Annotated in this window: 10 protein-coding genes, 1 tRNA gene and 2 rRNA genes; 5 read left to right on the top strand and 8 right to left on the bottom strand. The window is 59.4% G+C overall.

Going from position 1 to position 12,755, the window contains the following annotated elements; translation table 11 throughout:
- Window positions 1-80 precede the first annotated feature (80 nt).
- Entirely contained in the window at window positions 81-815 is a 735-nt protein-coding gene (locus A3764_RS20505) for a GNAT family N-acetyltransferase (protein ID WP_067920993.1), read from the bottom strand.
- Window positions 816-991: 176 nt separating this feature from the next.
- On the opposite strand from A3764_RS20505, the gene A3764_RS25420 reads away from it, so the two are divergent.
- Together A3764_RS25420 and A3764_RS20500 are read left to right on the top strand one after the other, a co-directional pair.
- Window positions 992-1,156, top strand: a complete 165-nt coding sequence (locus tag A3764_RS25420) for a hypothetical protein (protein WP_161487234.1) — start codon at window positions 992-994, stop codon at window positions 1,154-1,156.
- Window positions 1,157-1,436: 280 nt separating this feature from the next.
- Window positions 1,437-1,913: a hemerythrin domain-containing protein gene (locus A3764_RS20500; protein ID WP_067920991.1), complete on the top strand. Its 477-nt coding sequence runs from the start codon at window positions 1,437-1,439 to the stop codon at window positions 1,911-1,913.
- Between the two features lie 53 nt (window positions 1,914-1,966).
- Here the strand turns inward: A3764_RS20500 and aspS are convergent, their stop codons facing one another.
- The gene (gene aspS / locus A3764_RS20495; protein WP_067920989.1) at window positions 1,967-3,745 is read right to left on the bottom strand and encodes an aspartate--tRNA ligase; all 1,779 of its coding nucleotides are present in this window, start codon (window positions 3,743-3,745) and stop codon (window positions 1,967-1,969) included.
- A 151-nt stretch (window positions 3,746-3,896) separates the two neighbouring features.
- Between aspS and ku the strand changes: the two genes are divergently transcribed.
- Together ku and ligD are read left to right on the top strand one after the other, a co-directional pair.
- Entirely contained in the window at window positions 3,897-4,775 is an 879-nt protein-coding gene (gene ku, locus A3764_RS20490; protein ID WP_067920987.1) for a non-homologous end joining protein Ku, read from the top strand.
- Window position 4,776: 1 nt separating this feature from the next.
- Complete coding sequence (ligD, locus tag A3764_RS20485) at window positions 4,777-7,203, top strand: DNA ligase D (protein WP_067952037.1); 2,427 nt, start codon at window positions 4,777-4,779, stop codon at window positions 7,201-7,203.
- Here the strand turns inward: ligD and A3764_RS20480 are convergent.
- Window positions 7,200-8,126 carry a sulfotransferase domain-containing protein gene (locus A3764_RS20480; protein ID WP_067927353.1) on the bottom strand — a complete coding sequence of 309 codons (927 nt, stop codon included), beginning with the start codon at window positions 8,124-8,126 and terminating at the stop codon, window positions 7,200-7,202. The two genes, ligD and A3764_RS20480, sit on opposite strands and share 4 nt — an antisense overlap.
- A gap of 125 nt (window positions 8,127-8,251) precedes the next feature.
- Here A3764_RS20480 and A3764_RS20475 point away from each other — a divergent pair, with 125 nt between their 5' ends.
- On the top strand, window positions 8,252-9,142 hold the full coding sequence (locus tag A3764_RS20475; RefSeq protein ID WP_067927349.1) for a LysR family transcriptional regulator: 891 nt from the start codon (window positions 8,252-8,254) through the stop codon (window positions 9,140-9,142).
- Between the two features lie 60 nt (window positions 9,143-9,202).
- On the opposite strand, the gene A3764_RS20470 is transcribed toward A3764_RS20475, so the two are convergent.
- The 5 genes from A3764_RS20470 to A3764_RS20450 all read right to left on the bottom strand — a co-directional run.
- Entirely contained in the window at window positions 9,203-9,862 is a 660-nt protein-coding gene (locus A3764_RS20470) for a hypothetical protein (RefSeq protein WP_067927347.1), read from the bottom strand.
- Between the two features lie 3 nt (window positions 9,863-9,865).
- Window positions 9,866-11,266: a selenium-binding protein SBP56-related protein gene (locus tag A3764_RS20465; protein ID WP_067927344.1), complete on the bottom strand. Its 1,401-nt coding sequence runs from the start codon at window positions 11,264-11,266 to the stop codon at window positions 9,866-9,868.
- 366 nt (window positions 11,267-11,632) lie between these two features.
- Window positions 11,633-11,709, bottom strand: a tRNA-Met gene (locus A3764_RS20460).
- Between the two features lie 53 nt (window positions 11,710-11,762).
- Window positions 11,763-11,877: ribosomal RNA gene (gene rrf / locus A3764_RS20455) — 5S ribosomal RNA — on the bottom strand.
- A gap of 99 nt (window positions 11,878-11,976) precedes the next feature.
- Window positions 11,977-12,755, bottom strand: a 23S ribosomal RNA gene (locus A3764_RS20450); the annotation flags it as partial.

Below are 12,755 nucleotides of genomic sequence, written 5' to 3'. Positions count from 1 at the left end.
AACCGAAGTCGCGACGATAGCTGGGATGATCCAGGACAGGCTTACCGAACGATTGGCGATATGAAGCGTGCGGGGGAGGATCAGCTCTGCCGCAACGCGGGATCCTCTGCCACACGGACGAGCGCCGTCAGATCGCGCAGGGATTCCCGCTGGTGCCCGGCGTCGTCAAAATTCGACGGGGCAAGCCAGGCCTCGAAAGCTTCTTTCAGGGCGGGCCATTCACTGTCGATGGCCGCGAACCACGCGGTATCGCGGTTGCGGCCCTTTACGACCGCTGCCTGACGGAAGACGCCTTCGTAGCTGAGGCCGAGCCGCTGTGCCGCGCGGCGGGACACGAGGTTGAGTGCATTGCACTTCCATTCGTAACGCCGATACCCGAGTTCGAAGGCCGTCCTCATCATGAGGTACATCGCCTCGGTCGCCGCGCGCGTACGTTGTAGAGCGGGTGCATAATTGATATGCCCCACTTCGATCGTGCCTGCCTCGGGGGTGATCCGAAGATAGCTCGCGACCCCGGCCCACTGGCCCGTTTCCCGATCAAGAATGGCATAGAAGAAGGGATCGTCCAGCGCTGCCACATCGCGCACCCAGCGGTGATATTGCGCCGCCGACGAAAACGGGCCATAGGGCAGATAATCCCAGACCTGATCCTGCCCCGCATAGGCCCGGTACAACAGCGCCGCATGGGATTCCGCAGTCAGCGGTTCCAAAGCGGCGTAACGCCCCTGAAGTACCAAGCCGGATGGGGGCGGCGGCGGCGTCCATCCGGGGACTTCCGCACCTAGCGGAACCTGCAATTGTTCTTTGCTGCTCATCGCCAAAGCGTATCCCCGTTGCGGGAGCCCGCCAAGGGGATTGCAACCGGGATCAGGCCCGAAATGCGGCCCCTCGGTTTGTAATGCCCGGCTCCTGGCATTCTGCCACCGTAAAACTGTCATATTGATCGGTGAGGATGGTTCCAGAAATATGGACCAGTACGGACGGTTACGACATGACGCAGAGAACACCCAAGACTTTGAGATCCTCTTCGATTGACTGGATCGTCATGACGGCCGCGCTCATCGGGATTGCCATGGTCTTTGCCGCTTCCATGCGGTCGGAGAGCGGGCTCGCAGCGAATGTACGCCCCTACCTTTCGGAACGCGGATTTTTTTGAGTGGCCCCAGATCTAGAGGCGCTCGTACAATGAACTCAACGCTGTTGACCTGACAGAGGCCGTGCAGGAACGCGAACTCGACTTTGCGAACCGCATCCGTACCTGCCGCCCGGGCCAGCAGCTTCTCACAGGCTAAATCCCTCACGACGATTACCATGGACGCATACATCAGGCTGCTTAGTCACCACATTCCCGCAAGAGTTGAACGAGATTCAACCGCTCCTTTGGGAACCGGCCCTCAGCACCGGCGTTGAAATCACATTCAACGAAAGGAAAATTTATGCCCTCTATCTACGATGCCATAAAGGCTGACCATGATGATCACCGCCAATTGCTTGAGAAAATCGCCGATACGGAGGGTGACAGCAAAGCCCGGCAGGAGGCATGGAATACGTTCTATCGTGACGTCAAATCCCACGCCGCCGCAGAAGAGGAGACGTTCTACTCCAAGCTGATCTCGGAAACCTGGGGGCAGGACGCCGCGCGCCATTCGGTGCATGAGCATCAACAACTCGATGATCTGCTGGAGGAGCTAAACGAAAAGGACATGTCCTCTTCGGGTTGGATGACCCGCTTCAAGACCTTGCGCCACGACTATGAACACCACATCGACGAAGAAGAGGACGAAGTCTTTACCCGCGCCAAGAAGGTGATCGGCGAAGAGCACAACGAAGACTTCGGCAAGCGCTTTGAAGAGCGCAAGAAGGAAGAGCGCAAGCTGATCGACGAAAAGCGCGAGGATTCGCTGGAAGACTAGGAGCGAAGAAGGGGCGCCCCTATGAACTGGTCACGGGGGCGCAGATGCCTTGCCTATTTCTCCTGCGGAATGACCCGCAGACCCAGTTCCATAAGCTGATCGGGCATCGGCTCGCTCGGCGCGTTCATCATCAGGTCTTCCGCCCGCTGGTTCATCGGGAAGAGGATGACTTCGCGGATGTTCTGTTCGTCCGCCAGCAGCATGACGATACGGTCGATACCGGCAGCGCATCCACCGTGCGGCGGGGCACCGTATTGGAAGGCATTGACCAGCCCGCCGAACCGCTTGCGCACTTCGTCCTCGCCATAGCCGGCGATTTCAAAGGCCTTGAACATGATTTCCGGCTTGTGGTTCCGGATGGCGCCGGAAACCAGTTCATAGCCGTTGCACGACAGGTCATACTGATACCCGAGCACGTCGAGCGGATCGCCTTGCAGGGCCTCCATCCCGCCCTGCGGCATTGAGAAAGGGTTGTGCTCGAAATCAATCGCGCCGGTTTCCTCATCCTTTTCGTAGATCGGGAAATCGACGATCCAGGCAAAGGCGAAACGGTCCTTGTCGGTCAGGTTCAGCTCTTCACCAATGACATTGCGCGCGCGCCCCGCGACCGCCTCGAAGGACTTTGGCTTACCCCCGAGGAAGAAGGCCGCATCGCCGACCTCAAGCCCCAGTTGCTGACGAATCGCTTCGGTCCGCTCCGGTCCGATGTTCTTGGCAAGCGGTCCCGCCGCTTCCATGCCCTCACCCTGATCACGCCAGAAGATATAGCCCATGCCGGGCAATCCTTCCTTCTGGGCGAAGGCGTTCATCCGGTCGCAGAACTTGCGTGAACCGCCGCCCGGCGCGGGTATGGCCCGGATCTCGGTCCCGTCCTGTTCCAGCAGCTTTGCGAAGATCGCAAAACCCGAGCCGCGGAAATGGTCGCTGACGACCTGCATCTTGATGGGGTTGCGCAGGTCCGGCTTGTCGCTGCCGTACCAAAGCGCCGCGTCCTTGTAGGAGATCTGCTCCCACTCGCTGTCCACTTTCCGCCCGCCGCCGAACTCTTCGAAAATGCCCGCGATGACCGGCTGGATCGTGTCGAAGACGTCCTGCTGGGTGACAAAGGACATTTCCATGTCGAGCTGGTAGAAATCGGTGGGGGAACGGTCCGCGCGGGGGTCCTCATCCCGGAAGCAGGGTGCGATCTGGAAATAACGGTCGAACCCCGAGACCATCAACAGCTGTTTGAATTGCTGCGGAGCCTGCGGCAATGCGTAGAACTTGCCCGGATGCAGGCGCGAGGGCACCAGAAAGTCACGCGCGCCTTCGGGCGAAGAGGCCGTGATGATCGGCGTCTGGAATTCGCGGAAGTTCTGATCCCACATCCGTTTCCGGATGGAGGCCACCACGTCCGAACGCAGCTTCATGTTGGCCTGCATCTTCTCGCGCCGCAGGTCCAGATAACGATAGCGCAGGCGCGTCTCCTCGGGGTATTCCTGATCGCCGAAAACCATCAGCGGCAGTTCCGCCGCGGCGCCCAATACCTCCAGGTCGCGAATGTAGACCTCGATCTCCCCTGTGGGGATCTTGGGGTTCACCAATTCCTCGGCGCGGGCCTTCACCACACCGTCAATGCGGATGCACCATTCGGCCCGCACCTTTTCGACCTTTTTGAAAACCGGGCTGTCCGGATCGCAGAGAACCTGCGTGATGCCATAGTGGTCACGAAGGTCTATGAACAGCACGCCGCCGTGGTCACGCACCCGGTGCACCCAACCGGCAAGCCGGACGGTCTCGCCTACGTTTTCCTTGCTCAGTCCGGCGCAAGTATGTGTGCGGTAAGCGTGCATATGACGTCCCCTTCTGGGCTGCAATTCATTCGGCGCAGGTACACCGTTTGAAGGTCCGGAAGTCAAGGGCAAGCGCACTGGGGGCGGCATCTCGGACGCGTGGCGAACCGAATCGCCGGGTGGTGCGTTTGACAGGCAGGAGGGCCCCGTTATGGCATCACGTGCATTGTGGAAAGGGCAGCTTCGGTTGTCCCTCGTATCGATCCCGGTGGAGATTCATTCGGCCACCAAGTCGGGCGCGCGCGTGTCCTTCCGCCAGATCCACGGCCCCTCGGGCCAGCGGGTGAAATACGAAAAGACGGTGCCCGGCATCGGCCCGGTGGATACCGCCGAGATCATGAAGGGGTACGAGATAGGAGACGATGAGTACCTCCTGCTCGAAAAGGACGAGATCGACGCCATCAAGCTCGAAACCAAGAAGACACTCGAACTGGTGCAGTTCGTCGGCGCCTGTGAAATCCCCCCGCTTTATTTCGACAAGCCCTATTACATCGTGCCCACCGATGAACTCGCCGAAGACGCCTATCGCGTGGTGCGCGACGCCCTGCGCGACGCGGAAAAGACGGGGCTCGGACAACTGACGATGCGGGGCAAGGAGTACCTTTGCGCGATACGGCCCTGTGGTGACGGCCTGTTGCTGGAAACGCTGCACTACGCGGATGAAATACGGAACGCCGAACCGTTGTTTTCCACCGTCGAAGAAAAGCCTGCGGAAGAAGACCTGCTTTCGGTGGCCACCGAATTGATCACCCGCAAGACCGCCCCCTTCGATGCCGCCGCCTTCGAGGATCGATATGATATCGCCCTGCGCGAGTTGATCGAATCCAAGCGCCGCAGCAAGAAGACCCCGCGCGCCAAGACAGGCTCCCACTCCGGGACATCGAGCACAGGCGGTGAGAATGTCGTCGACCTGATGGCGGCGTTGAAGGAAAGCCTGAAGGCCGACAAGGGATCGACCCGCAAGACCAAGAGCACCGCGAAAAAGAGCAGCACCACGAAGAAGAGCGGTTCTGCAAAGAAGTCAGCCTGACATGTCGCGGCTGGCGCCCTACCTCGCCAAGAGGGATTTCGACCAGACCCCGGAGCCGACGGGGGGTGTGGCGAACGGGCTCGCACCGCGTTATTCGATCCAGAACCACGCGGCGACCCGGCTGCACTGGGATCTCAGGCTGGAATGGGACGGTGTATTGCTCAGCTGGGCGATCACAAGGGGGCCGTCATTCGATCCGTCGGAAAAACGCCTTGCCGTGCGCACCGAAGATCACCCGCTCGACTATCTGACATTCGAAGGCACCATCCCCAAGGGCAACTACGGGGCCGGGACGGTCATGCTGTGGGACATCGGATATTGGCAGCCCACCATTGATGTGGAGAAGGGGCTGAAGAAAGGCCACCTGAAATTCACGCTCCACGGGGAACGCCTGACCGGGGCGTGGAACCTCATCCGGATGCAGCGAAAGGAAAAGCGCGAGAACTGGCTGCTGATCAAGGAGGACGACGAAGCCGCCGATGAACCCGACCCCGTGAAGAGATACACAACCAGCGTCAGCACCCGGCGAAAGATGAAAGCGATCACCGAGGACGCTGAACTAGGCAAGGGGCACGAACGTCGCGGCGCCCTGCCCCGCTGGCGCAAACCGCAGCTTGCCACGTTGACCGATACATTGGGAAACCCCGAAACCCGCTGGCATGAATTGAAGTTCGACGGCTATCGGGCCGAAGTCGCCTTGGGTAAGGGCGGCGTTCGGATCTACACCCGGAACGGCCATGACTGGACCGAAAAATTCGCACAGCTTGCCCCCGCTTTCGATGCCCTGCCCTGCGACAGCGCCCTGATCGACGGGGAGATCACGGTGGGTGCCGGGCTTTACGGTTTCGGCGCGCTGCAAAAAGCGATCAAGCTGGGCGGACCCTTTCAGTTTCACGCCTTCGACCTGATGTATTGCGATGGCGAGACACTGTCAGACGAGCCGCTTACCGAACGGCGGGCCCGGCTGGAAAAGCTTTTTGACAGCGTGCCACCTTTGGGTCTTTTGCAGCTTTCCCCCGTGCTGGAAGGGGATCCCACAGCCGCGTTCGAGGCGATTTGCGGCAACGGCGGCGAAGGGCTCATCTCCAAACAGAAGGACGCACCCTATCGCGGCGGCCGGAGCGCCGCATGGCAAAAGATCAAATGTGTCAAACGAGCCGAATTCGTCATCCTCGGCTGGCAGGCTTCGGGCAGCAAGGGCCGCCCCTTTGCCTCCCTCGCGCTGGGCGTCGAGGAGAACGGCAGCTTTCGCTACGTCGGCAAGGTCGGCACCGGGTGGGACGAGGCCACGCAAGATGAAATCGCCGCCCGCATGGCCCCTCTTTCCCGAAAGACACCGCCCGCGGACGTTCCGAAGGAAGACGTCCGGGGGATGCGCTGGCTTACCCCGCGGCTGGTGGCGGAGGTGCGGTTTGCCGAGTTCACCGAAGACGGGCGGCTTCGCCATGCCGTTTNCCTTGGGCTGAGAGAGGACAAGGCCGCCGAAGACGTGAAGATGGAGGTTCCCGTCGTGTCATTGAAGAAATCGGAAAATCAACAGACCGAAGTCGCAGGTATCTCCATCAGCTCGCCCGAGCGCGAGGTCTATCCCGGTGCCGGGATCACCAAGCTGGACGTCGCCCGATACTACGAAGCTGTTGCGGAGCGCATGCTTCTCCACGCGGCGGACCGGCCCCTTTCGCTCGTCCGCCTGCCCGAAGGCCTCGATGGGGAGCGGTTCTTTCAGAAACATGCCGGAAAAGGGTTTCCGAGCGCCATCCATGCTGTTCCGGTCAAAGAAAGTGACGGCAAGGAAAAGGACTATATGTACGTGAAAGACACCGCCGGTTTGGTCGGTGCCGTTCAGATGGGCACATTGGAATTCCACATCTGGGGCGCGCGGAGAGACCGGCTCGACCGGCCGGATCGCCTGGTTTTCGATCTCGACCCCGACGAAGACTTGGATTTCGCCGCAGTCCGCGATGCGGCCTTCGACATCAGGGACAGGCTTGATCATCTCGGCCTACCCTCATGGCCCCTGCTTACAGGTGGCAAGGGCATACATGTCACTGTCCCTCTGCGCCGTACCGCTACCTGGGAAACCGTCACGCTTTTCGCGCGCACCTTCGCCGGTTTATCTGCGCAGCGAAGCCCGGAAACCTATACCGCCACCATGTCGAAAGCCAAACGCAAGGGGCGGATCTTCATCGACTGGCTTCGGAACGATCGGGGCTCCACCGCGATCAGCCCATGGTCCCTGCGTGCGAAACCCGGCGCGCCTGCCGCGGTTCCCACCACTTGGAACGGGTTGAAGAAAGCAAAGCGGGCGAACGCCACAGACCTTCGCCAAGCGATCAAACTGAAGGACCCGGGGCATTACCCCGAGCCCGCAACGCTTTCGAATAAGGTGATAGAACGCCTTGAAACGGCCTTTGCCGATGAGGGTTAGGCCGACGACCCGCTCAGACGTCCCTTGCGCAGCCAAGCGGCACAATCTTCGCCTAATTCGGTAACAGCGCGCTCTTCATAGGCCCTGTTATCCGCCTCTGTCAGCATACCCTGCCAGCGCCCGTTGACGCCCTTATGCAGGAACGTCCGGGCGCCGCCCTCCCAGAAGGCACCTCCAAGCGGCACGCAGGCGGGGGCATTCGCCTTCATCCAGTCAAAGCTGCAATGCTCTTCGATCACGTTCCAGTCCGAAGGTTCGATATCCAGAAATTCGGCGATACGGCGGATTTCACCGCTCATATCCGCCTTGAGATCGGCAAAATGGACCATCAGGACATTCGGCAGGTCACGTATCGCCCACCAACTGCGGACATTTTCCCAGAACGGCCAGAAAGGCGCTCCGTCGTTCGCAAGCCAGTGGCGGAAATACTCCACGGGGTCGGGGGATGGGCGCTCGATCTCCGGACCGACGCGGCCCGGGGTTTGGTTCAGGGCATCGTACCAAAGCTGGTTGGCGTTCAGATGGTGGTTGTGCATGCTCCACATCACGTCACGGCCGTCGCGGCCGATATAGATGTATTTTACCTGATCGCTGAAGATGAGCGCGTCGACCGGCAGATGTGTCTTGAGAAACCGGCGATTGGTCTGTGCCTCGATTTCCGGCATCTTGACCTCGCGCGGCGGGATCCGCAGATCGACCCAAGGGCTAAGCTCGGCCGTCGCAACATCAGCGCGCCCGTCAAAGATCAGTTGACCGACGATCTGCTGCATCCATGTCGTGCCCGACTTGGCGTAGGTCGCGATCACGATGTCGTCCGGGCGGAAGGAGACGTCCTCCCAGAACGTACTGTCGATATGGTGGTTGTGGATGTCACGCGTCTTGATGGGACGCTTATGAGCAGCGTTGTATTCATGGTTTTTCATTGGATTATTCCCTTCCGGCAATAGGCTGGTGAACAACCTCATGATGCCAGCCCCGCCGGGCGCTGCGTATCCGGCGAAAAGAAGAACCATTCTGCGATAACGCATAATGGCGCTATAATGCTGCCATGTACGAATGGAGTGACCTGCGTATCTTCCTTGCCGTCGAGCGCGAAGGCTCGACCTTGGCTGCGGCCAGAACCCTGAACGTGAACCAGACGACTGTAAGCCGCAGACTTCAGGCGCTGGAACGCGGATTGGGGCTTCGTCTGTTCGAGCGGAGCACGAGGGGCCATGCGCTGACACCGCAGGGCGCGGCCCTTGTAGCGCGGGCCGAAGCGGTGGAGGCCGCCGCAAAGGAAGTGGAGCTTGAGGCAGAGCGCCTGACCCGTGATCTGACCGGCGTCATCCGGGTCACGGCTGCGGAAAGCATCATGACCCATGTGGTCAGCCGATTGATCACCGCCTATCGCGCCGCCCACCCCGAAGTGCGCTTCGAATCCCTTTCAGCCGAGGACCGGCTGGCCCTTGAACGGGGCGAGGCCGACATCGCCTTCCGCGCAGGCGAGGTACAGCTTGGCGACACGCTGATCGGCCAGCGGCTGCCCGATATCCCATGGACCGTCTATTGTTCCGAAAGCTATGCGGCCACCCACGGGCGGCCAAGCGGCCTTGCAGATCTGGCAGATCATACAGTGGTCGCCTACAGCGGAGCCCCATCGATGCAGCCCTTTTCGATCCACTTCATGTCGCATGTGCGGGGGGAGCAGGTCGTGGCCACCAGCAACACCGTTTCCAACATGACGGGCGTATTGCGGACGGGAATGGGTGTCGGGATGCTCAACGTCTTCGAGGGAGACGGAACCCCGGGACTGGTGCGATGTTTTTCACCACTGCCCCAGATGGCCAGCCCGTGGTGGCTGGTGGCGGCCCCCGAAGCCTATCTGCAACCTCGCATCCGCAGCTTCATGGCCTACGCCGCCGCCCGTATCCGGCAGGATCGGCGGCTGGGCAGATAAAGGAAAGGGGGAGAATGGCTGGGGCGCGAGATAATCCTCACAAAAACCCACGTTTGCACATCAATGCAATGTCATGAGCGAGATCACCCCCACTCCCACCAGGCTCAGCGCCCAGACCACATCGAGATTAAACCAGCCTTTTGACAGGAACTTGAGGCCAATCCAACGATAAACACCATATGCGATGGCCCCTCCGGAAGCGATCATCGCGACGGTATGAACCAGCGCGACGGCAACTGCGATGGCGACAATTCCACCCATGACGCCCAAGACCGGGACATGCGCAGGATCCGCTTCGATCATGCAGCAAATTCCAAGGTAAACCGGAACCAGCATCAACCCGGCACCATGCGCCAAGGCCACCAGAAAGGACCAGAGCGCCAGTTGTGACGGCGGCACCCGCGCCAGAAACCTTGGATGCCGTCTGTTCATCAAAAGATAGATGCCGACCGCGATCAACAGCCAGGCGGCAGCGACCTGAAACTCGCGATGCCATTCGATGAGTACAGACAGAATCGAGAACGGCAATAGGATCGCAAGCATGGCCACGAGATGCCCAAGCGCCAGCGATCCGAGCGCCCGGTAAAGACTGGATGAGGCCCGTTCCATCAACGCCGCTGATACCGCCAGCGGCCAGCCCATACCGGGGTTCACCCCGTGGTAAATCCCGGAAAAGACAACGACCCACCAGAGGGCCGTCGTCGTTTCAACATCGTTCACCCGTCAAACTGACGGGTAGCAGAAACTATCGGTAGAGCAATCGCCGCCCTCAAGCCGGATCTGATGGCTCCGATAGCCCTTCGGAAAGTCGACGTAGAAATCCTTATCCAGCTCGATGCCCCCGTTCGCACCGACATTCGCCATGACCATTTGGCCGCCTTCGTCGTCCGGATAGAACTGATCGTCCCATGTGGAGTAGAGCGAGTTCGTCCAATAGACCCGTTTGCCGTCGCGACTGATCTCGACCATCTGCGGACCGTAGGCGAAGGGTTTGCCATTCGGATGCTTGGCCCCTCGGGCAATACCGCCGACCTCAACCTTGCCGGTCAGTTTTGGATTCATCGGATCGGACACATCATACTGGTGCATCTCTCCCTGACCCCAGCAGGCAACATAGAGGTACTTGTCGTCGAGGCTAAGATCGATGTCGGTCACCAGCGGCGGCACGGCTTCGAACCCTTGCAGCAACGGGGGTAGGTTTTCCTTCTTTTCGGGGCGTGGATCGATGGTGATCGTCTTCTTGGCCTCGAATGTGCCGTCGTCCTTCTGCCACCAAGTGAAGATCGCGCCCTGAAGATTGGTCGTGTCGACGACGACCCCGCAAAAGCCGTAGTCCTTCGCCGGATCATGCGCGGGCCGGATCTCCAGCGCCATCTGGTGGGTCTCGCCCAGATCGATGGTCTGGACGTTTTTCCGCTCGCGCAGGTTCCAGAAGTGAATCTTGTGCCCGTACTTGTTCGACAGCAGATCCTCGGCCACGATCCCGTTTTCGAATTGCGGTGGCAGGCCCCATTCAGAACTCACCATGTAGTCGCGGGGCAGATTCCACCAGAAATCGTAGTGCTTGTCCTGTTCGCCCCTGTCCATCTCATAGCGGCCCAGAATATCGAAGGTCTCGCAATCCATGATGAAGATACCCGGCGGCCCGTCCGTGCCGTCCTCGCCGCGTCCGCCAAGGGTCGACACGTATATCCCCTCTGGTCCGCAATGAATGGTATGCGGTCGCGAATACCCCGTCTTCGCGAACACTTCTTCCGGCTCAATGATCTTGTGAATCTTGGCTTTCAACGGCTCTTTCACATCGATCACGTAGATGCGGGACGAGCGAATACCTGGGATAATCAGGTACCGGCGTTCCAGAAAGGCATGCCCCGTCAATGGGGAAAGCGCCGAGGAACAGGCGTTCCAGCCGAAATGATGAAACTCGTCGCCTTTGTTCGGCATGATGAGCTGATGTACGATCTCGCCAAAGGTCTTTGACTGCGGATCGACATCGACAACCGCCAGCCCATCTGGTTGAGACCCGTCGGGACTGAGCATCAACGTAAACGCCAACGTCTCCGCCGGGGCCTCCATCGCAATCTTGGGCGTGGCATAGAATGTGGGGTCGGGTCTAAGGTTCATTTTGGCTCCTCCCAGAAAGGTGACGTGTTGAAACCCGCCACTCGGAACAAATGTGCCACAGACTGCGGTTTTCGTGAAACAAAACTTTCTGAGGAGGTGCTTGCACAGAATTTATGCCTGATTGGGCTTACTGTGCGGCCGAGCGACGAAAGCGAAAACCTCAGGCTTGTAGCGGATAGGTTGGCGACGCGAGCTCCTCGGCATTGCTTTCAGGCCGCAGCCGGGACTCATCGTTTGGGAGAGTTGATGGGCTCTAGGGACCGCAGGCCACATATGCCAGATCGGCGATAAAGTGGCCAAATTACTGGGTCTTGCAGACAGAAAAAAAGCCGCAACCCGATCGGGTGCGGCTTTAATCGCGAAACTTGGTTGCGGGAGTAGGATTTGAACCTACGACCTTCAGGTTATGAGCCTGACGAGCTACCGGGCTGCTCCATCCCGCGACAGTGTTCTGTGTGATCATCGAAGAGAGATACATTATCAGAGGTTTTACTAGGTTTGGCGGTGACCTACTCTCCCACGTCTTAAGACGCAGTACCATCGGCGCGACGGCACTTAACTGCCGAGTTCGGGATGGGATCGGGTGTTTTGCTCGCGCTATGACCACCAAACCATGAAAAACCTCTGACTGTCCAAGTCAGCACGCTAAACGTGCTGTGTATGCTTCTGTTTGTATCCGAAAAGTAAGATCAATCTTGCTTCTACTGGATCAAATCAAGCCTATCGAGCAATTAGTACCAGTCAACTGAACGTATTACTACGCTTACATCTCTGGCCTATCGACGAGGTGGTCTACCTCGGCTCTCAGGGATACCTTGTTTTGAGGGGGGCTTCCCGCTTAGATGCCTTCAGCGGTTATCCTGTCCGATCATAGCTACCCTGCACTGCTGCTGGCGCAACAACAGGTCCACCAGTGGATCGTTCACCCCGGTCCTCTCGTACTAGGGGCAACTCCTCTCAAGTATCCTACACCCACGGAAGATAGGGACCGAACTGTCTCACGACGTTCTAAACCCAGCTCACGTACCTCTTTAAACGGCGAACAGCCGTACCCTTGGGACCTGCTCCAGCCCCAGGATGAGATGAGCCGACATCGAGGTGCCAAACACTGCCGTCGATATGGACTCTTGGGCAGTATCAGCCTGTTATCCCCGGCGTACCTTTTATCCGTTGAGCGATGGCCCTCCCACTTGGGACCACCGGATCACTATGGCCGTCTTTCGACTCTGCTCGACTTGTCAGTCTTGCAGTCAGGCTGGCTTCTGCCATTGCACTCAACGAGCGATTTCCGACCGCTCTGAGCCAACCTTCGCGCGCCTCCGTTACGATTTAGGAGGCGACCGCCCCAGTCAAACTACCCACCACACAGGGTCCCGGATCCGGATAACGGACCGCGGTTAGACATCAAGCAGAACAAGGGTGGTATCTCAAGGGAGGCTCCACGCAGACTGGCGTCCACGCTTCAAAGCCCACCACCTATCCTGCACAT

It is taken from the genome of Sulfitobacter sp. HI0129 (genome assembly GCF_001635395.1).
Taxonomy (GTDB): Bacteria; Pseudomonadota; Alphaproteobacteria; order Rhodobacterales; family Rhodobacteraceae; genus Sulfitobacter.
Note: the sequence above shows the minus strand (reverse complement) of the source record. Positions and strands in the feature narration are given on the sequence as shown.